Annotated in this window: 19 protein-coding genes; 15 read left to right on the plus strand and 4 right to left on the minus strand. The window is 40.9% G+C overall.

What is annotated here, in order from left to right:
• The first annotated feature begins 18 nt into the window (after positions 1-18).
• Positions 19-1,188: a UDP-galactopyranose mutase gene (gene glf / locus IGI44_RS05870; protein ID WP_438786862.1), complete on the plus strand. Its 1,170-nt coding sequence runs from the start codon at positions 19-21 to the stop codon at positions 1,186-1,188.
• 262 nt (positions 1,189-1,450) lie between these two features.
• On the opposite strand, the gene IGI44_RS05875 is transcribed toward glf, so the two are convergent.
• Genes IGI44_RS05875 through IGI44_RS05885 form a run of 3 tightly spaced genes read right to left on the minus strand, consistent with a single transcriptional unit; the run spans position 1,451 to position 4,300 of the window.
• Complete coding sequence (locus IGI44_RS05875; RefSeq protein WP_438786863.1) at positions 1,451-2,143, minus strand: response regulator transcription factor; 693 nt, start codon at positions 2,141-2,143, stop codon at positions 1,451-1,453.
• Positions 2,136-3,587 carry an ATP-binding protein gene (locus IGI44_RS05880; protein ID WP_438786864.1) on the minus strand — a complete coding sequence of 484 codons (1,452 nt, stop codon included), beginning with the start codon at positions 3,585-3,587 and terminating at the stop codon, positions 2,136-2,138. Before IGI44_RS05880 ends, IGI44_RS05875 begins: the two co-directional genes overlap by 8 nt.
• Before the next feature lie 47 nt (positions 3,588-3,634).
• Positions 3,635-4,300 carry a hypothetical protein gene (locus IGI44_RS05885; protein ID WP_438786865.1) on the minus strand — a complete coding sequence of 222 codons (666 nt, stop codon included), beginning with the start codon at positions 4,298-4,300 and terminating at the stop codon, positions 3,635-3,637.
• A 684-nt stretch (positions 4,301-4,984) separates the two neighbouring features.
• On the opposite strand from IGI44_RS05885, the gene IGI44_RS05890 reads away from it, so the two are divergent.
• The 4 genes from IGI44_RS05890 to IGI44_RS05905 all read left to right on the plus strand — a co-directional run bounded on the left by IGI44_RS05890 (position 4,985) and on the right by IGI44_RS05905 (position 8,608).
• Positions 4,985-5,944, plus strand: a complete 960-nt coding sequence (locus IGI44_RS05890; RefSeq protein ID WP_438786866.1) for a GHKL domain-containing protein — start codon at positions 4,985-4,987, stop codon at positions 5,942-5,944.
• Between the two features lie 2 nt (positions 5,945-5,946).
• Entirely contained in the window at positions 5,947-6,690 is a 744-nt protein-coding gene (locus IGI44_RS05895; RefSeq protein WP_438786867.1) for a LytR/AlgR family response regulator transcription factor, read from the plus strand.
• A 72-nt stretch (positions 6,691-6,762) separates the two neighbouring features.
• Positions 6,763-7,002, plus strand: coding sequence for a hypothetical protein (locus IGI44_RS05900; RefSeq protein WP_438786868.1), 240 nt, complete (start codon positions 6,763-6,765; stop codon positions 7,000-7,002).
• 526 nt (positions 7,003-7,528) lie between these two features.
• On the plus strand, positions 7,529-8,608 hold the full coding sequence (locus IGI44_RS05905) for a hypothetical protein (RefSeq protein WP_438786869.1): 1,080 nt from the start codon (positions 7,529-7,531) through the stop codon (positions 8,606-8,608).
• Positions 8,609-8,922: 314 nt separating this feature from the next.
• Here the strand turns inward: IGI44_RS05905 and hxlB (IGI44_RS05910) are convergent, their stop codons facing one another.
• On the minus strand, positions 8,923-9,474 hold the full coding sequence (hxlB, locus tag IGI44_RS05910) for a 6-phospho-3-hexuloisomerase (RefSeq protein ID WP_438786870.1): 552 nt from the start codon (positions 9,472-9,474) through the stop codon (positions 8,923-8,925).
• Positions 9,475-9,661: 187 nt separating this feature from the next.
• On the opposite strand from hxlB (IGI44_RS05910), the gene IGI44_RS05915 reads away from it, so the two are divergent.
• The 10 genes from IGI44_RS05915 (at position 9,662) to IGI44_RS05960 (ending at position 19,627) form a co-directional block, all read left to right on the plus strand.
• A complete protein-coding gene (locus IGI44_RS05915; protein WP_438786871.1) occupies positions 9,662-11,113 on the plus strand; it encodes a PTS transporter subunit EIIC in 1,452 nt (483 codons plus the stop codon).
• Positions 11,114-11,181: 68 nt separating this feature from the next.
• Positions 11,182-13,173 carry a BglG family transcription antiterminator gene (locus IGI44_RS05920; RefSeq protein WP_438786872.1) on the plus strand — a complete coding sequence of 664 codons (1,992 nt, stop codon included), beginning with the start codon at positions 11,182-11,184 and terminating at the stop codon, positions 13,171-13,173.
• 16 nt (positions 13,174-13,189) lie between these two features.
• Positions 13,190-13,621 (plus strand): PTS sugar transporter subunit IIA, encoded by a 432-nt coding sequence (locus tag IGI44_RS05925; RefSeq protein WP_438786873.1) that lies wholly within the window; start codon positions 13,190-13,192, stop codon positions 13,619-13,621.
• Positions 13,621-14,781 (plus strand): mannitol dehydrogenase, encoded by a 1,161-nt coding sequence (locus IGI44_RS05930; RefSeq protein ID WP_438786874.1) that lies wholly within the window; start codon positions 13,621-13,623, stop codon positions 14,779-14,781. Before IGI44_RS05925 ends, IGI44_RS05930 begins: the two co-directional genes overlap by 1 nt.
• Before the next feature lie 6 nt (positions 14,782-14,787).
• Positions 14,788-15,438, plus strand: coding sequence for a dihydroxyacetone kinase subunit DhaL (dhaL, locus tag IGI44_RS05935; protein WP_438786875.1), 651 nt, complete (start codon positions 14,788-14,790; stop codon positions 15,436-15,438).
• A gap of 5 nt (positions 15,439-15,443) precedes the next feature.
• On the plus strand, positions 15,444-16,436 hold the full coding sequence (locus tag IGI44_RS05940) for a dihydroxyacetone kinase subunit DhaK (RefSeq protein ID WP_438786876.1): 993 nt from the start codon (positions 15,444-15,446) through the stop codon (positions 16,434-16,436).
• A 15-nt stretch (positions 16,437-16,451) separates the two neighbouring features.
• Entirely contained in the window at positions 16,452-17,087 is a 636-nt protein-coding gene (hxlA, locus tag IGI44_RS05945; protein ID WP_438786877.1) for a 3-hexulose-6-phosphate synthase, read from the plus strand.
• A gap of 15 nt (positions 17,088-17,102) precedes the next feature.
• Positions 17,103-17,663, plus strand: a complete 561-nt coding sequence (gene hxlB, locus IGI44_RS05950) for a 6-phospho-3-hexuloisomerase (protein ID WP_438786878.1) — start codon at positions 17,103-17,105, stop codon at positions 17,661-17,663.
• A gap of 50 nt (positions 17,664-17,713) precedes the next feature.
• Positions 17,714-18,367 (plus strand): HAD family hydrolase, encoded by a 654-nt coding sequence (locus tag IGI44_RS05955; RefSeq protein ID WP_438786879.1) that lies wholly within the window; start codon positions 17,714-17,716, stop codon positions 18,365-18,367.
• A gap of 138 nt (positions 18,368-18,505) precedes the next feature.
• Positions 18,506-19,627, plus strand: coding sequence for an aminotransferase (locus IGI44_RS05960; protein WP_438786880.1), 1,122 nt, complete (start codon positions 18,506-18,508; stop codon positions 19,625-19,627).
• The last annotated feature ends 3 nt before the right edge of the window (positions 19,628-19,630 follow it).

The raw sequence follows: 19,630 nt of genomic DNA on the forward strand, positions 1-19,630 counted from the left end.
TTATAGGAGATGATGTAGATGAAAAAGGAATTTAGACCGGACGTACTGGTAATTGGGGCGGGTTTTGCAGGTTCTGTTTGTGCTAGAGAGTTTGCCGAAAAAGGAATGAGGGTTTTAGTTTTAGAGCAAAGACCGCATATTGCTGGAAATATGTTTGATGGACCAGATGAGAGCGGCTTAATGATTCACTGGTATGGACCACATATATTTCATACGAACAATCGCAGGGTATTTCACTGGCTGGATCGATTTACTGATTGGGTGCCTTATGAGCATCGTGTGTTGGGAAGAATTCAAGGTCAAGAGGTACCGATTCCTTTCAATTTTACTGCTATAGACACGCTCTTTCCTAGTAAGACTGCACAACAACTAAAAGAAAGGCTTGTTCAAAGCTTTCCCAATAAGGACCGCGTCACTATTTCAGAATTAATAAGTCACCAAGATGAAGAGCTGGCACGATTAGGAGAATTCATTTTTGAAAATGTTTTTGTCCACTATACAGCAAAACAGTGGGGGATCGCAGCTGAGCAGGTCGATTCCACGGTGATCAATCGCGTCCCTGTTTTATTGAGTTATGATGCTCGCTATTTTCAAGATGAGTGGCAGTTCATGCCTAAGCATGGCTATACTGAGTTGTTCAACCAGATACTGAATCACGAAAATATTATCTGTCGATTAGGTGTTTCAACATCTGAGGTTCTCAGACTTGAAGATGATGGAATACTTTCATTTGAAGGAGAACGTTTTGATGGTCCAGTAATCTACACGGGAGCGCCAGATCAGCTGTTGAACTATTGCTTTGGCCGATTAGCCTATCGTTCGCTGGATCTGTATTTTGAAACCATCAGAAAAACCCGCTTTCAAAAAGAAGCAGTTGTCAATTATCCAAATGAGGAGAAATTCACACGAATCACGGAATTTAAACAATTGACGTGTCAAATCAAGGAAGGGGTCACAGCTATCTTAAAAGAATATCCTTGTGCGTATACTGGCACTGATGCGCTCGAGCCGTATTATCCAATCGAAACAGCGGCGAATCGTAGGCAATATGAATCGTATCAGAACAAGCTGAGTACCTGGAAAAACCTTTATCTCTGTGGTAGATTAGCCCAATATAAATATTTTAATATGGATGAAGTAATCGAATCCGCTCTGCAGCTTTCAGCAGGCATAATGAAAATTCATTGAGAACCATATAGATACAAATAAAACGGTACTGCTTAAAGAAACGCGACTAAGCAGTACTGTTTTTTTGCGGATAAATAATCCTGATTTGAGGGGGAGTTAGCTGCCAAAAAATCGGTCAAAAATCAAGATGCTTTCCTCTTACACAGCAGGCTGTAATCGAAGCTTTTATTTATCTTAAAGTCAGTCAGCAATGATCAGAGACTGAAGGAAACGAAAAAAGATCCAGACTGAACAGCGTTTCGCTGCAGTCTAGATCGGTTAGTTAAGGTCGAAAGCGATAGCCTGCACCCCAGACTGTTTGGATATGCTGCGGATCGGCAGGATCTTTTTCAATTTTTTCACGTATTCTGCTGAGATGGACGGCCACAGTTCGACTATCGCCGAGGGCATCTAATCCCCAAATCTTTTCGTAAAGCTCTTCTCGAGTGAAAACAACCTCGGGATTGGACATTAGAAAAAGGAGCAGCTCGTACTCTCTGTTCTTAAATTCTACTTCGATACCATCAATAAGCACTCGTCTTGTTTTAGTATTTAATTTAAACTTTCCATAATCCAATACTTCAGAAACCGTCGAAGTATTTTGATGAGAGGCACGTGCATACTGAGCGATATTTGCTTTTACTCGAGCCACAAGCTCCATTGCTGAGAAGGGCTTTGTGATGTAATCGTCAGCACCGACCCCAAGGCCCATAATCTTATCGGTATCTTCGACCTTTGCAGTTACCATTAGGATCGGGATGGAGAGTTTCTCACGAAGCTGCTTGCAGATCTCCAAACCATCCATGTCAGGCAGCATTAAATCCAATAAAATTAGATCGTAAGGATTTGAAAGGGCCTCTTTTAACCCTAAATGCCCATTCATGACCACCTTTGTTTCATAGCCATTGATCGTGAGAAAATCCTGTTCTATCTTGGCGATTGCTTCGTCATCTTCAATGATCAATATCTTATCCATTCTCGATTCCCTCCAATAAAGGTAATGTGATGATGATCCTCAATCCGTTTTCTGAGCCATTCTCAGCATGGATCGTTCCTGAGAAGCGATGGATAATTTTAGCAGAAATAGCTAATCCTAACCCATTTCCATGACGTTTCCCTGTGCTGGTGCGCGCCTTATTCCCACGATAAAATACTTCAAACAACTTATTCAATGAATCCTCGGATACTCCTGGTCCGTTATCCTGAAAGATAATCGTGACACGCTCATTTTCCTGATAGGACTCTATGGATAGGTGATTATTCTTCTCTGCGCCATATTTTACGGCGTTTTCTGATAAATTTGTAAACACTGTACGCAATTGAACAGGATCGACTTCGACATATTTCTGGTGAGTCTTATTTTCCAGTGTGATGACCATATCCTCCGAATACTCATCTGATGCTCTTTTGGCAAAGCTGTCGAGAGCGGCACCGATATCGATGATTTCTTCAGAAAAAGGAAATTCGCCAAGATCCAATTTTGAAAAGAGGAAAAGCTGTTGGACAATGTGTTCGAGATCGTCCGTTTTGGAAATGATTGTTCTTAGATACTCCTTTTGCAGCAGTGGAGTGGTAGCGACACCTTCGGCAAGTCCTTCTGCGTAGGTTTTTATCGATGTTAACGGCGTGCGAAGATCATGAGAAATACCAGCCACAAGCTCGCGGCGGTTCTCATCGTCCTTCTTTCGAGCTTCAATCAGTTCCTGCAGTTGTCTTGCCATCTCGTTAAAATCATTACAAATTCCGGCAAATTCATCCTTTCCTTCATAGGCGATCCGATAATCCAAATTCCCATCCCTGATTTCGTGAACACCATCGACAAGGATATTCAAAGGATTGATAATGCTGCGAAAAACAAACCTAGTTAAGATCCCGTTCGTCAAGACAATTGCCAAAAGAATAAATATAGCGAACACTATTCCGGGATTAACGGTTTGATTCGCCAGATCAAAGCGCGTGTCATTACTATAGTTATGGTCTTTGTTATACAGATACACGCGGTACGGTCCGGCTTGAACGGTAAAAAGAGCAGTATTGTCGATAGTATAGTGCCCTTGGCTCTTCGCTTTCTCCTGGGCTAAAGAGGTGAGAGGAGATGTCTTAAAGCCGCCGGTTTGATAAAGCTCTTTGTTTCCCTCGTATAAAGCAACAGAAACGTTTTTGCTTTTTTCGGGAAGAGCAAAGGCAGCAAGATCCTTCTGGATTTCTTCCTCGTCGTCATTTTCCCATTCCGTTGACAACCGTTTCATTTTGGCAACCATTTGATAAAACACATCGTTGCTTCGTGCAGGAACGTTGCCCTCTATTCCCGCACGATTAAGAATGATATTGATGAAGATTGACGATAACAACAAACATAACAATATCGGTATGATGAGCATTAATACGTTTGAAAAAATCAGTCGTCGTCGAATGGTCATGACCCTCAGCCCCTTTTTGCCAGTATACTATAGGAAATATGTGCTGCCTAATTCATCTTTTTAACAAGATAATCGGAGAAAATTTTTTCGCCATCTTTGATTGCTTGGTCATAGTATTCTTTAACGGTTTTTGTAGGTAACAGAGGACGAAAGACTTCGAAAACCGTTGCATATCTTGCTTTTTTGAAAGTCAATTTTGTGTTGCGAATATTTTGATACGTTTTTTTCGCGTATTCACTAGCTTCTGCTTTTGAAACCTTCTTCGCCAGTGCTTTAGCAAGATCTGCATCGCCATTGTTTACAGCAATCGTTAACCAAGCAGAATGTTTCGTTTCACTGGTATAGTTCACTAAATACTGAAAGGCATGTAAGGAATGATTTTTTACCATTTCTTCTGCTAAAGTATCTGCCTTCCAACCTGAGGGCATCCGTTTAAGGACGATAGGAATGTAAGCGTCACGTCTTTGATCAATCGCGAGGGTCAGAAATTCTTCAAGGGTTTTCTGTGGGGCATTTGCTAATTGCTTTTCAAACTCTTCCGGCTGATTTTCCAAATAGCTTTTCATCAATGGGGTATTTTCATGATTCTTCATAATCGTTTCAACAGAGGATTTTTGCTGTTCACTAGCAAAAATCGGGCTTAAGGGACCGATTATCAGACTTAGTATAGTGAAGATTAATAATGTGATAGTGAAAATAATGGTTGCTCTCATTTTTCTTTCCTTCTTTCTTTCTTTTTTGAAATCCAAAGCAAATCCCTCTTATAAGAATTGAAAACTTGCCAATTCCCTTAGAACCTATGACTGAATTGATCTGAGAGGAGCGATCTTCTTTTGACTTCACTATCAGAGTAAACAAAAAGGTATAAATATGTCGCACGAAATAGTTAACAGTTGTTAAACTATCAAAAGTAGAAACTGATCATAGGATTGGGCTGGACATTTAATTTATTATTTTGTTTTCTAGCCTACAAAGGATTACTTAAAATTGTAGACTTTCTAATACCGCTTAATTAAGTTTTGGTATACTTGGTATAACCGAAAAAAGGAAGGGCAAACCTTATGCTGCCGATGATTATAATTAGGTATTTATCTTTTTCCCATTTATTAGCATTTGGAATCAATTATTTTATTCTGGACGATATCAAAGATAAAAAAAGGATCAACTATCTGTTAATTCCATTAATTATTCTATTTGGAATGATTGTTGGAACAAGCTTCTCATACATAGATACCGTAGTGCTGTATATCTTTTTCCTAATGCTCTCAGTAAGAAATTCAGCGGAAAGAAACGTCGTGACTTCTTTGATGATCGTCTCAAGTGCATGCCTGATAGAGATATTGGTCAGTAATATAACGAAACCACTGATATCATTTGTTCTCGAAAAGAACAGTATAGTGTTTTTTATAGGATTTCTCCTACTTCATTATGGTCTCTTGCTTATCAGTCTCTTAATTTACAAAAAATGGCTGCTGCCTTGGATCAGAAGAAAGAAAAAGTTAAATTTAGCGGCTTATTTGTTAACGATCTCACTAATTATTTATTTCTCCTATTGGACGATTACCGTGTACGCCGAAACCTTCTTTTTAAAATCTTTCGTAGCTGTTTTCTATCTCGTTTTTGCGGTCTTAGGTGGTGCGATCATTCAAGCAATTTCTCATAATCAAGATTTAAAGCTTGAAGCAGAAAAACGACAGCTTGAGTATGCTATCCATCATCGCTATCTTGAGGATCTGAAAAGACAGTACCAGGGAATCCGCGAGTTTCGGCATGATTATGTCAATCTTCTGACGTCGCTTGAATATTTTATCGAAAAGGATGAATTCGAAGCGCTGAAAGACTTTTTCAATTCTAGTGTGAAAAAGACTAAGAATTATTTAGGAAAGGATATCCTTCACGCGGATGAATTGAATAAACTCGACTCGTTGGAGATAAAAAGCATTTTAACGATGAAATTACTAGCTGCTCAAGAAAAAAATATTCATGTTCAAGTCGAGGCGGATGACAAGGTACGCTTAAATCCGGCCGTTGATTCGGTGGTGCTGATTCGCATTCTGGGTATTCTTTTAGATAATGCGATCGAAGAACTAGAAACGCTCTCAGATGGGAAACTGTTGATCGGTATTTTCTCGGTTAAAGGGGATACCATTTTTGTAATAGAAAATACTGCACGCAGACAGATTGAACCTCTGCAAACCTTAAAACAAAAAGGTTTCTCTACTAAGGGTAATGAAAGAGGGATGGGGCTTTCCAATATCGATAAGTTGACAGCAACAGAGCCGAAGATTCTGTTGGAAACAATTATAGATAAGCAACAATTTATTCAAAAGGTGATTGTGATTGGCGAGGAGGGCTAGGTATGCTGGGGATTTTTATCTGCGAAGACAATGCGATTCAGCGGAATCAAATTGAATCGTTTATTAAAAACTATTTGCTGATCGAAGAACTGGACATGGAGATCAAAATCAGCACAGATCAGCCGGAACATATCCTTGATTATTTGGAACAGCATCCGGATAGTAGAGGAATTTATTTTTTAGATGTGGACTTGCAGTGTGATATGAATGGAATTCAATTAGGCGCGAAAATCAGAGAGCATGATTTACATGGAAAAATCGTGTTTATTACCACCCATGATGAGTTATTGGCATTAACCTTCAAATATAAAGTTGAGGCTATGGACTATATTCTAAAAGAGGATGAAATCGCGGATGTACGGGAACGAATTCAAGAGGCATTAATTCAGGCACAGCGTCATTACCAAAAAGAAGCACAAAAAGCCGATGATTTCATCCAGCTTAAAATTGGCAGTCAAATTCGAGTATTCGAATTACAGCAGGTGATGTTCTTTGAAACAGCACCAACGCCCCATAAATTGATTCTACACTTGGCGAATAGCACGTTAGAATTTTATGGGAAAATCAATGATGTTCCAGCTTTATCGCCGTTACTAGTGCGAATCCACAAATCGTATGTACTCAATTATAAGAATATCCAGTTGATCGATAAGAAAAAAAGAGAGGTCATTATGGTAAACGGAGAGAAATGTTTACTTTCTATCCGACTAGTCAAACAGCTGGAAACAGCGATTAAGACAAAATAATGACCGTTTATGACAATTATCAAACAAATCATCGCTCAGCCTTTATACTTTGATGTAGTAGGAGGTTGATCGATGATGAAGAAAAAAATGCTAGCGGTCTTTTTATTAACAGTATTGGCAACGACGCCAGTGTCGGCACTTGGAGCAGAAAATGAGTATGGGAGCTTTGATAATCAAACAGGAGATATCGGAGCTAGGGCAGTAACATTAAAGCAATGGTTCAAAAATGTTCCGCCTAAAACCTATAGGGGAAAGAAAAGAATCGATTACTATAAGGCCATTGGTGGCGGGTATATCGGCGTATATCTATGAGAAAAAGATTAATTGTCATAGCCTGTTGTTTAGGATTGCTGCTTGTTTTCTTCGTACTGGAGATCAGTATTCACATCAGAATAATCCTCGTTTTGGCAACTCTACTTTATCTTCTGATAGATGGGACGCTATGAGAAAAGGAATCATCGCCTTAAGCGGCGGTGATTTTTTTGTATTTAAAAGTAGTTTGAATGAGAAAAAAGGTTAGCGTATTTTTTGGATAGTGGTGTTACTTTCGAAAGCAATAGAAAAAATTAAAAAAAAGAATAGTGTCTAAAAGTATACTTTTTTAGGCCTTTTTCTTAAGCTTGTCACCTAATCTTAAACTTTTTATATACCAATCTATTTTACTTCATTTTTCATTTATTTGATTGGTTATTATTATTCAGCATAAAGGATATAATAAATGGATTAAAATTTAACAGTTAGTGTTTCTTTATTAAAACGATTTCAATTTTAAATTTTTCTCTTTTTATTGAATAATAGAGATAAATAACGAGTCTTATATCTGATAAGTGGAAAGGGAATGAATTATATGGAAATGAAGCAACTGACGAGAAGGCAGCTTTTTACAATCAAAAAAAGGGAAAACTTAGAGAAAAAAGTGCGTAAATTCTGGGAGGAGACCGGAAATGTAGATCTAGTGACAGAATACATTATCGCCATTCTTTTGAGAAATGCGTTGGTAGTAAGTGATTTTTCACTACCTTGCCAAGAGCTTGTTCGGGAGCTACTTTTTCATGCTGAGCCGAGTGAAATGCTTAAAAAATTTTGTCCATTCTTGAAGGATTACGTGGAAGAGCATGAATGGCTGACAGTTATTAAACGTTTATTTAAAACCGAGACAAACTACTATAAAGCGACAAAAAAGGTGCGAATTTATGAGAGCTACTTGAAAAATAAGGGTACCGCTGAAATTACTGAAAAATATGATAGCTATACACTTGTCTCGTATTTTGAAGATGAAGACGGGAAGAAGCACACATGGAAATTGAGAGATGCTGATCCAAGAAATTCTCTAGAAGAGGCAAAGCGTATTCTTAGCATTCTAACAAAAATGACGATTTTCAAAAAGGGTAATATACGTCAATTTGCAAAATTCTTGGACTGTGAATGCCATGGGACCACTACGCTTTACAGTTCACGAGCACCGAAAAAGCAAGAAGAAAAACAGGTTGCTTTTGAATCTGAAGAAATAAAAGCGGTTTCTGAAGGAGAGACCGATCTATTGAACGGTTTCGACCTTCAGCTGCTAAATAAGGATCAGTTGATCACGCTGATCAAAAGCTTACTAAAGGAAGCAGAGGCAATTATGCATGAAGCGGAACTCGGTGATATAAGTGAAGAAGATTTTGAAATGTTGCCCTATAATAACCTAATCTCACAGAAAACGAATCTAAATGATCGAATTGCTCCAGAAACTACTGACAAAGCACTAAAAACAACCAAATCAACTTGTTCAAAAGATGAGAACGAACGGACTTTAGTGGCTGCCGGTACCATGCCTGAAGCACTTGTTGAAAAACCTTCAGAAGTCAAAACCGCCCCCAAAAAGTATTATAAAAAGCAGGAACGAGCACTGATGAAAAGATTTGGTAAGATTTAGAATAATTTTTTTTCCTTTTAATAAGGCTTATTTGCTATGTCCACAGAGATTCAGGTTATCGTTTGTATGAATTGATTGTATTGCCTCTGGATTTTTGAGAGAGAAGTTTGTAAAGGAAGCAAAAAAAAGCGAAAGAAAAGTCTATTACTTATTAATACATCCCAGCATAAAAATTTGAAAAGTAGTGTGATTAAAGCTCTTTGCTGATTGAGTAATTAGAGAAGTGATATTTTAGCGATTTAGATATACAAACTATATGTTCAAATAATGATGATACGGAATTAACTATCCTAGAGCAATTCCGCATCATTTTTTTACTCCATGTCTGTATGTCTTTCCAGCATACTTTCTCCAGTTTCTCCCATCCTTTCCATTAATTCTAAGATGATCCCATCATAAGTTAGAAAACTGATTTGTTCAAAGGCAGAACCCATCGGTTGAATCGAGGTGAGATTATTTTCTTTTAGTTTCGGTGATACGCCGGGAAGCCCGACAACGACATCGGCTAGCTTAGCTATTTCAGATTCTTTATCCATCGTAAGTAAAGCAATTGTCACCCCGTTTTTCTTAGCTTTTTTGGCTAAAGCTACCAAACTCGGTGTGGTACCAGAACCGAGAATCAACAGATCACCCTTGGTGGTTCTCGGACAACTGATCTCACCCACGAGACTGACTGTTAACCCTAAATGAAGCAAACGGTTCGTGAATCCCTTGATAGCGACACCTGATCGGCCAGCTCCAGAAAGGAAAATTTTTTTGGCGGCCAAGATTGCTTCTACTAATTGATCTAGCTCCTCATCGTTCTCGTAATCGACGAAGAATGACAATTCCTCAATTATTTTCTGCGTTTGTTTTTTTACAGACATACATTTCCCTCCAATAACTATTTGTATCTAAAGTCTAAAGAATGCTGAAAGGTCTCACAAGAGTATTTTTGACAGAGGTAGACTGACAAAGGTGTCCTTTTAAACGATAGCTTTTATGAATAACGCCCCCTATAATTAGTGTCAGAAGGCGCTTTCTAAAACGAATATTCTCAAGGAGGAAAAGAAAATGGAATTTCAGCAACCTGCAAATGCAAATAGCTGGCGAGCGAAAATTCAACGTATGGGTGGATTTTTAAGTTCGATGGTGATGCCGAATATTGGCGTATTTATTGCTTGGGGTTTGATGGCAGCGTTCTTTATCCCAACCGGATGGACGCCCAATGAGCATTTAAATGAATTAGTTCCGCCGATTTTGAATTATTTATTACCTGTCTTGATTGGATATACAGGCGGATACAACGTTTACGGTAAAAGAGGCGGAGCAATCGGCGCGTTGGCAACTATGGGGGTAGTTGTCGGAGCGGATATCACAATGTTGATCGGCGGCATGATCATGGGACCGATCGGTGCGATTCTGATGAAGAAGATTGACGGATTATTTAAGGGAAAAGTAAAGCCAGGGTTAGAAATGCTGGTGGACAACTTCTCATTAGGATTTCTGGGGTTTGCGATAGCGCTTATTGGATTTGTTGCAGTTGAGCCGATCTTTGCAGTTATTCTATCCTTCATTTCAGGAGGAGTCGATTGGTTGATGGCGCGTAACTTGATTCCATTGACCAGTATCTTTGTTCAGCCGGCACAAGTTCTTTTCTTAAACAATGCTGTGAACCATGGGATCATGATTCCATTGGGGACCCAGCAAGTACTAGAAACAGGCAAATCGCTCTTATTCTTAGTTGAAGCAAATGGCGGCGCTTGGGTTGGATTGCTGATCGCTTTTTCAATGTTTGGTACAGGGATGGCTAAAAAATCGGCGCCAGCCTCTATGCTTATCCAATTCTTAGGCGGGATCGGTGAAGTGGCCTTTCCTTATGCCATGATCAAGCCAGTCACGATCTTAGCACCGATTGCAGGCAACATGGTGGCCTTAGCTATTGGTCAATTATTCGGTGGTGGAACAGTCGGCGCCGTTTCTCCCGGCAGCTTTTTAGCTTTACTGATGATGACGCCGCGAGGAAACTTCGTCGTGAATATCGCGATGTACGCGTCAGCAGTCATAGTTTCCTTTGTTGTCGGCGCCTTCTTCTTACGCCTAAGTTTGAAAAAGGATCTTGCGGCTGAAGAAGCGTTGGCTTTAGAGGGTGCTGGTGCATCTACTACAGAAGCATTCGAAACGGCAGTGTCAGAACCAATCGTAACTGAGACTGCTGTGCCAACAGGCAAGATGATTAAGAATGTCATCATCGCTTGTGATGCAGGGATGGGCTCTAGTGCGATGGGGGCGTCCATGTTGAGTACCAAAGCCCGCAAAAATATGCTGGAGGTAACAGTCAAAAATGTTTCGGTCGACAACATTCCAGAGAACGCCGATTTGATTATTACCAATGAAATTTTATTAGAGAGGGTAAAAGGTCTGACAAGTGATAAACAGGTTCCTATTTTGACGATCAAGAATTTCTTAGACAATAGTGAATATGATCGTTTTATAAAGTTTATCCGAGAAAACAATGGCGAATAGGCGTATCCGCTTTCATATTAGTGTAGTATGATGAATTCTACTAATTCATAGATGAGGGAGGAATCTACATGTACTTATCTACCAGAGAAAGCTCTATCTTAACGATCTTATTAAATAGTAGAAATAAACATACAGCACAGGATATCAGTGAGCAGCTGAACATCAATGAGCGGACCGTTTACAGAGAATTAAAAAATATCAAAGCGACCTTGAAGACCTTTGATTTGGAACTGGTGACGATTCCTTCAGAAGGCTTTGAGATCCAAGGCAAGTCTGAAAGTCTCTCGGCACTGAAACAGGCTTTTCAAAAGCAGAATATTCATCAAATCTTGACTGTGACAGAACGGGTCGATCTCGTCACATTGATCCTATTGTTGGAAGAGGACTTTATCAAGATGCAGGCGATTGCTGCGGAATTATTAGTCTCTCTTTCAACAATCAAGAAGGATATCGCCTTTTTAACAGATAATCTACCTGAAAAGGGGATTCGAGTGATCTCTAAAAAAGGCGAAGGGATCAAATTGGAGACGGATGTGATCAATCGTCATATCCTGACTTTGGATATCTTGACGAAGCATGTGGCTTCTTCGGAATTTATCGCATGGTTTTTACTAAAAAAATCGAAGGATTCATTTTATAAAAAGATTTGTTTTCAAAAAATAAACGAACCTCTCCATTTTGCATACGAGCAGTTAGGTGAGTTGAAGGCAGATATTGACGATAATGATTTACAGGAGCTCGTCATTTTACTCTCTTTATGGCTCAATATCTGTCATCTGACCGCTCTGCCAAATAATTCGATTGATACGATCGCCATCGAGCTGGATCAAACAGGGAATAAACTTTATCAACGAATGATTGAAAAGCAAAAGACGATCTTGGCGAAAAAAAGTCATCCAGAATCCTTTTTGGATTACTTGAAGTGGATCATTCATTTATATTTCCAGCGAAATCATACAGATGAGTTTGACCTGCCGCGTTTTGATAATGATATTGCCGTTTCAGTGAAGGCCATGGTGAATAATGTCGAAGCACAATTAGGGGTGAAGCTTCACGGCAATGAACGACAAATTCGCGATCTGTCTGCGCATTTAAGAAAGGCAGTCACGCGGATCAATAGCGGGCTGTTTGTCAGAAATCCCATGAAAGATGAGATCAAGAAAAATTATCTGTTCATCTTTGAGATTGTCAGTCGCGCAGCAGAAGAAGTCTTCGGAAAAGACTTTTTTCCAGAAGATGAGCTGTGTTTCCTCGTGTTGTACTTCGTGATGATGATCGACAAGCTATCTAATAAGGCCTTTCGTGTACTGATCGTGTGCTCCAGTGGGATGGGTTCATCAAAAATGCTGACCAGCCGGTTGGAATATGAAGTTCCTGAGGTTTACGTAAAAGATATTATTTCGCTAACTGATCTGCACAATAAAGATGTTCATGATTACGAACTCGTTCTATCAACGATCCCGCTGCCATTGGCGCCGGAAGACTACTTAAAGGTGTCTCCTTTACTGAATGAACAGGAATTGGCTTTAGTCCAGACTAAGATCAACAACCATAAATATAGCGATCTAAAAACGATCCAGCGACAAAGGCAGATGAATGTCGAGGATTTTGAACAGCATCTTGTCCAGAAGCTGTTCTATACCCAAAAAATCTTGGAGCTGATGAATCATTGTCAATTCAGCGAAAAAAGAATATTCACTACAAAAATCAAGAAGAAGCGAGACGCACTCAAGCAGTTAGCTATTGCATTGGACGTTGATGAAGCGAAACTGACTAACAGCATTCAAACAACGGTGCAGCAGGAACAGACGGTGAACTTCATTGTTCGCAGAAACAAAGCTTTATCGGCGGATCGTATCCAGTTGATTTCTGAGGCATCCAAGCAGTTGGGCAATTATTATTTAGTCGTGATCGATACAACGGAAGATTTTTCAGAGATCAGTCAAAAGTTTTATCGACAAGTCAAAGAGATCTTTTTTGATCATGTCTACGAATTAAGCAAAATCGAATCAGCGAATGGTTTGAAAACCTATTTAGTAAAAATGAATGAAATTGTATAGATTGCGAGATGGGAAGATGAAAATTTTTAAAGACGAAAATATTCAATTGGATCAACACTATGAGAATAAAACCGAAGCCATTTTAGCTGCTGGAAAAATTCTAGTTGAAAATGGGTATGTAGAGGAAAGCTACCTTCAGGATATGCTGGCGCGGGAAGAAGAAGTCTCGACATACATCGGAAACAATATTGCTATACCCCATGGCATCGTGAAGTCAGTGGAAAAAATCCACTCATCTGGAATCTCGTTATTGCAGGTTCCAGAAGGGGTCGATTTTGATGGGAACACAGCCTATTTAGTTTTCGGTATAGCGGGAAAAAATAATGAACATCTAGAGATTTTAGGACAGATCGCGACGATTTGTTCAGAGATGGAAAATGTCGAGATTCTTCGTCAAGCAACATCTAAAGCAGAGATTCTGAAAATTTTTGAGGAGGTCGTCGTTTAATGAAACAAGCATTACACTTTGGCGGAGGAAGTATCGGGATCGGCTTTATCGCTGACCTGTTGAATGAATCAGATTTTGAGGTAACGATCGTTGATATTGATAGCGGTTTAGTTGATCAAATCAATGAAACGAACACCTTTGATTTGTATCTGATCAATCAGGAATACAAAAAGAAACAGCTGACACACATCCACGCATTATCTTCCATCGAAGATCAAGCAGCGATCATTGATCAAATCAATACCACTGACTTGATCACGACAGCAGTCTGGGCTGAAAATTTGCCAAAGATTGCCCCTGTTCTTCTTGAAGGATTGAAAAAGCGTGCGGATCATGGGCATGATCGAGTAAACATCTTGGCGTGTGAGAATGCGATGTTCAATAGTGAGATTCTGCGTAAAGCGATTCTTGCGTTAGATTCATCAGCGGAGGACTGGCTAGACACCATCGCGGCCTTTCCTAATACCGCGGTTGACCGGATGGTATTGGCATCTGAGCACGACGGGAAAAAGACGATCGACATCGGTCGCGACCATGAATTAGTGATCGAAGAATCAAAATTAGTCGATCCAGCAGATAAGCCGATCAAGGAGGCTGTCTATACGACCAATTTAAAAAAATATATCGAACGGAAGCTTTATATAGTGAACTGCGGTCATGCATGGGCCGGTTACATTGGTTTTGTCCATGGCTATTCCATTATCCAGGATGTTTTCCATAATGAAGAGCTGGTGCAGATGATTCGCGAAACAATGTGGGAATCCGCACATTTGTTAATGAAAAGATATGGCTTCACTGAACAGGATATGATCGACTACATCAATTTTATTATGGATCGCTACCAAACACCGGGCATCGAAGACCTGATTACCAGGGTATCTCGCTCGCCGATTCGCAAGCTGCAGCCAGAGGAACGCTTGGTAGGGCCATGTGTTCAATGCGAAGAGCTGGGACTAGAGAATCAACGCCTATTAGAAGGGATCGCAGCAGCATTCCTTTTTGACAATCCAGAAGACGAACAGTCGGTAGAACTGCTGTCATTTGTAGCCGAGCACGGAATCGATGAAGCAATTCTTCAATTTACTAAGATTCCATTAGACAATCGGATGCATCAGGCGATCAAGAAAAATTATCAGAAATTTCTGGAAATGAAGGGGTAGGCCGACATGAATGCAGAATTTTCAAATCAAGCAGGAAGTCTAGTGGTGGATGCGATTATTTCCACGATCAAAGCCAACAAAGGATATTTAAGTGAGGTCGATAGTCATGGCGGTGATGGCGATCATGGCATCAATATGAATAAGGGCTTCACCATCGCCAGAGAAGAGCTAGATGAACAATCTGTTTATACCATGAGTGAGGGACTAAAAGTCATCAGTCAGGTATTGATGAATAAAATCGGCGGCTCGATGGGACCATTATACGGAAGTTTCTTCAGAGGACTAAGTGCGGCATCCAGAAAGAGCGGAAAGATCAACAAAGAAATAATGCTGAATATGTTGAAGAAGGCGTATCAAAATCTGGCTGAACTAACGGATGCTCGAGTTGGTGATAAAAGTTTGATGGATGTGCTGATTCCAACAGTTGAAGCATATGAAGAAGCATTATCAGCAGGGAAAAGCTTTGAACTTTGTTTAGCAGAATCTTTAGCTGCAGCTAAGACAGGTCTTGAATCTACGAAGGCGATCCCTGCAAAAATTGGACGGGCAAGCCGGATTGGTGATCGCTCGATCGGTCATCAGGATGCCGGAGCGACCTCTTGTTACTTGATCCTTGAAGCGATGGTACACACAATCTATGAATTATTGGAGGAATAGTAGCGATGCAAATTTTTGTGAATAATCCAGATTTTATTGTTGAGGATATGCTGAAGGGCTTTGCGGCGGCACATCCTGAGGTAATGCTTTCGCCGCTGAATGAGCGAGTCGTCATCCTCAAGGACAAGAAAGAAAAAGTCGGCATAATTACGGGCGGAGGCAGCGGACACGAGCCAGCCTTTCTAGGTTATGTGGGTGAAGGAATGTTAGACGCTGTTGCGATTGGTGAAATTTTTGCCTCACCGCCCGCTCAAGCGTTCTTGGATGCAATGATTGAGGCAGATAATGGACAAGGGGTGGCCTGCCTGTTCGGTAACTACGCCGGCGATAATATGAATGTCAAAATGGCAATTCAAATGGCTGAGGATGAGGATATTGAAGTCAAGTATGTCGTGGCGACAGACGATATCGCCTCTTCTCCTAAGGAAACTCGTGAAAAACGTCACGGAATCGCTGGAGGGTATTTCATGTGGAAGGTTGGCGGAGCAAAAGCAGCGAGTGGTGCGACGTTGGATGAGGTCATAGAAGTAGCGCAAAAAGTAGTTGATCGAACCAGAAGTATTTGTGTCGGAGTCAGACCATGTACCATTCCAGCTGTCGGTACGCCTAACTTCTTGATTGATGAGGGGACGATGGAGTTTGGAACCGGTCACCATGGTGAGACAGGGATTGAAAAGAAAGCATTAGGTACAGCCGATGAAATTGCTGGCGAGATGACGGAAGCTATTTTGACGGACTTTGATTTTGATGAAAATAGAAAATTGGCTGTGATGATCTCAGGCTTAGGCTCAACCATGCTGATGGAGCAATATGTCATTTGTGGTGAAGTTTTAGCCATATTAAAGGAACAGGGGCATCAGGTCGAAAAGGTTTATGTCGGCAATTTTGTCACTTCGTTAGACATGGGTGGTCTATCACTAACGATCGTTGATTTAGACGCAGAGATCACGCAATTATTAGAGGCCGATGGACAGGCTACTGGATTGAAAAACTATTAAGGATAGGGTGAAAAAATGAAATTACAACTAGCTTTGGATGAGTTAAAATTAGAGGAAGCATTAGTCTTTGCAGAAAAGGTACAGGAGCACGTTGATATTATTGAGGTAGGTACACCATTTGTGATTGATTCCGGGATGGAGGCTGTTCGCCGGTTCAAAGAGAAGTTTCCAAATAAAGAGATCTTGTCCGATGAGAAAATCATGGACGGCGGCTATTATGAATCACAGTTAGGCTTCGAAGCAGGTGCCGAATATGTGACTGTTTTGGGAGTGACTGATGTAGCGACGATCAAGCAATGTGTCAAAGCAGGGTCCGATTTTGAAAAACAAGTCGTCGTCGATATGATCTGTGTGGCAAATCTTGAAGAAAAAGTGGCAGAAATGGAAGAGCTGGGGGTGGATGTATTAGCGGTTCATACAGGAGCGGATCAGCAAGCCTGCGGTCGAACTCCACTTGACGATTTGAAGGTCATGACAACTTGTGCGAAGAAAACCAAGATTGCAGTCGCTGGCGGGATCAGCAGCAAGACGATTGATAAATATGTTGCTCTGAATCCGGATATCATTATTGTTGGCAGCAGCATCACCCATGCGCCCGATCCTGTAGAAGAAGCACGCTTGATCAAAGAAGCGATGCTTGCGAAAGCTTAGGGGGGGCGAAAACGGATGACCCCATCAAAAAATTTACTTGCAATTCTAACTGAGCTAACTGAAGATGCTCAGCAAATCGACCAACTGCAATTGGAGCAGGTCCAATCGTTGATACTAAAGGCAAAACGTGTTTTCATTGCTGGTGCCGGACGTTCTGGGTTTGCGGCTCGTGCCTTTTCTAATCGTTTGATGCATTTGGGCTTTACCGTGTATTTTGTGGGCGAGCCAACTACCCCTTCGATTCGCGAAAACGACTTGATCATAATCGGATCTGGCTCAGGTCGTACAACAGGTCTGGTCAATATGGCAAAAAAAGCAAAAAGTGAAAAAGCCCAATTGGCGACGATCACGATCCACCCGAAGAATCCGATTGGTACGATGGCTGATGCATTGATTCAAATTCCCGGTATTTCAACGGGTGATAAGGTAACAGAGAAAGCACCATCGATCCAGCCAAACGGCTCCTCTTTTGAGCAGTTATCTTGGCTTGTCTATGATTCACTAATCGTTGATTTGAAAAAGGAACTAAACCAAGAGCAGACGGATATGGATTTCCGGCATGCCAATCTTGAATAACCATCAGCATCGAGCTTACGCTCGGTGCTCTTTGGTCAGGGAGGACAAAAATGAAGGTTGCATTGTTTGATTTGGATGGCACATTGATTGATTCAGAACGCTATTATTTTTCGATTTGGCAGGAATTGATGGTACGAGAGGGGTACTGTTTAGAGAAGGATTTTTATCAAAGTGTTGTCGGATCGCCGACATCGATCTTGAAGGAGATGTTCCAGGAGCACTTCGGGGAGATTCCGATGTTTGATCAGCTGTTTGAAGAGTTTATGGCTAGACGAGAACAGGCACAAGCGCAGGCGGTTTTTCCCATAACCAAAGGCTGTTTCGAATATTTGACTTATTTGACAAAGCGTGGGATCATTTGCGGCATTGTTACGTCTAGTTATCAAAAAGAAGCAGAAAGCATTCTGGAAAACTTGAAGCTCGCCCGATTCTTCTCTTTTGGTGTATACGGTGATCAGGTTACCAAAGGAAAGCCCGATTCCGAAATCTATCTCAAGGCGATCGAGGTCGCTCAGCAGCCTGTCGATCAAATCGTCGTTTATGAAGATTCCCCCAATGGGATACGATCCGCAGTTGCGGCTGGGTTGTCCTGTGTCCACATCAAAAACTTTGTCGATCCGACTCCAGCGATCGAGCAGCTAGTTGAAAGCAGCTGTTCTGATTTTTTTGAGGTCATGAGTCTCCAAAAGATCCGCTTAGAGTAAGCAGTCATCGCACTGCTTTTTTTAATTGGGAAAAACGAAAATCCTTCTAGCTACCCTGCACCATATCCTCTATAATAAAAAGACGATGAAATTTTGCTGATAAAAGCTTCATCGAGTGTCAGGAGAGGGAGCGACAGAATGAAGATAGAGCCGTTTAAAGTAGAATTATGGATGAATGAACATGAAGATAAAGCGATTTACAACACAGGAGAGACTTGCGTCGACTCCATCAGCATGGATGAACTGTTCACGATTGCTGGATTGAGTAAGCAAGAAACGCTAAATGAACTAACCCAAAAACGTTTGACTTACGGGCATATTTTTGGCAACCCTCAATTTAAAAAGGGTATCGCTTCGCTATACGAAACGATTCAGGAAGAGGATATCACAACGACCCACGGCGCGATCGGGGCGAATCATTTAGTATTGTATTCGCTAGTGGAGCCAGAGGATGAAGTAGTGGCTGTGCTACCGACTTATCAGCAATTATATTCAATTCCAGCTTCTTTTCGGGCCACGGTGAAGCAGCATGTGTTGGCGCCAGAGAATCATTTCTTGCCTGATTTAGCGGTGTTAAGAAAGCAAGTCAGTCAAAAAACGAAGCTGATTATTATCAATAATCCCAACAATCCTTCTGGTTCATTAATGGATCGCAAGATGCTGGAGGAGATCATTATGATCGCCAAAGAAGTGGATGCCTATATTCTTTCGGATGAGACCTATCGCGGATTGACTCAAGAAGAGGTGGAGAGCCCATCAATTGCAGATATGTATGAAAAAGGCATCAGTGTCAGCAGCATGTCTAAGGTTTGGTCGCTGGCTGGACTGCGATTAGGCTGGATCGCCACGAAAAATAAAGAAGTGCTAGAGCAATGTTTGCTTCATCGTGATCATAATACCATTAGCTGCGGTCTGCTTGATGAAGAGCTAGCGGCGATTGCTTTGGCGAATAAAGAAAAAATCTTGGCAAGAAACTTAAAAATCGTACGTGACAATCTGAAAATTTTGGATGAATGGGTGGCAAAAGAACCTCACATCTCTTATGTAAAACCACAGGCCGGCACAGTGACGTTGCTTTATTATGATTTCGATCGTCCCAGCAGAGAACTTTGTCTTGATCTCATCAATCATCATGGCCTGCTGTTCACGCCCGGGGATTGTTTTGAGTTTGAAAACTGTGTTCGGATCGGGTATGGCTGTAGTACAGAAGAATTGGTTGCCGGCTTGAACAAGTTTTCCGAGTACTTAGCAACCGTATAAGCT

It is taken from the genome of Enterococcus sp. DIV0756, assembly GCF_051710745.1.
GTDB lineage: Bacteria > Bacillota > Bacilli > Lactobacillales > Enterococcaceae > Enterococcus_A.

What these genes read in the sequence shown, in the direction of transcription:
- glf (WP_438786862.1), top strand. Translation starts at nt 19, where the DNA reads ATGAAAAAGGAATTTAGACCGGACGTACTGGTAATTGGGGCGGGTTTT.
- IGI44_RS05915 (WP_438786871.1), top strand. Translation starts at nt 9,662, where the DNA reads ATGGAATTTCAGCAACCTGCAAATGCAAATAGCTGGCGAGCGAAAATT.
- hxlB (WP_438786870.1), bottom strand. Translation starts at nt 9,474, where the DNA reads ATGTCTGTAAAAAAACAAACGCAGAAAATAATTGAGGAATTGTCATTC.
- dhaL (WP_438786875.1), top strand. Translation starts at nt 14,788, where the DNA reads ATGAATGCAGAATTTTCAAATCAAGCAGGAAGTCTAGTGGTGGATGCG.
- IGI44_RS05925 (WP_438786873.1), top strand. Translation starts at nt 13,190, where the DNA reads ATGAAAATTTTTAAAGACGAAAATATTCAATTGGATCAACACTATGAG.
- IGI44_RS05880 (WP_438786864.1), bottom strand. Translation starts at nt 3,587, where the DNA reads ATGACCATTCGACGACGACTGATTTTTTCAAACGTATTAATGCTCATC.
- IGI44_RS05930 (WP_438786874.1), top strand. Translation starts at nt 13,621, where the DNA reads ATGAAACAAGCATTACACTTTGGCGGAGGAAGTATCGGGATCGGCTTT.
- hxlA (WP_438786877.1), top strand. Translation starts at nt 16,452, where the DNA reads ATGAAATTACAACTAGCTTTGGATGAGTTAAAATTAGAGGAAGCATTA.
- IGI44_RS05900 (WP_438786868.1), top strand. Translation starts at nt 6,763, where the DNA reads ATGATGAAGAAAAAAATGCTAGCGGTCTTTTTATTAACAGTATTGGCA.
- IGI44_RS05895 (WP_438786867.1), top strand. Translation starts at nt 5,947, where the DNA reads ATGCTGGGGATTTTTATCTGCGAAGACAATGCGATTCAGCGGAATCAA.
- IGI44_RS05905 (WP_438786869.1), top strand. Translation starts at nt 7,529, where the DNA reads ATGAATTATATGGAAATGAAGCAACTGACGAGAAGGCAGCTTTTTACA.
- IGI44_RS05955 (WP_438786879.1), top strand. Translation starts at nt 17,714, where the DNA reads ATGAAGGTTGCATTGTTTGATTTGGATGGCACATTGATTGATTCAGAA.
- hxlB (WP_438786878.1), top strand. Translation starts at nt 17,103, where the DNA reads ATGACCCCATCAAAAAATTTACTTGCAATTCTAACTGAGCTAACTGAA.
- IGI44_RS05960 (WP_438786880.1), top strand. Translation starts at nt 18,506, where the DNA reads ATGAAGATAGAGCCGTTTAAAGTAGAATTATGGATGAATGAACATGAA.
- IGI44_RS05940 (WP_438786876.1), top strand. Translation starts at nt 15,444, where the DNA reads ATGCAAATTTTTGTGAATAATCCAGATTTTATTGTTGAGGATATGCTG.
- IGI44_RS05885 (WP_438786865.1), bottom strand. Translation starts at nt 4,300, where the DNA reads ATGAGAGCAACCATTATTTTCACTATCACATTATTAATCTTCACTATA.
- IGI44_RS05920 (WP_438786872.1), top strand. Translation starts at nt 11,182, where the DNA reads ATGTACTTATCTACCAGAGAAAGCTCTATCTTAACGATCTTATTAAAT.
- IGI44_RS05875 (WP_438786863.1), bottom strand. Translation starts at nt 2,143, where the DNA reads ATGGATAAGATATTGATCATTGAAGATGACGAAGCAATCGCCAAGATA.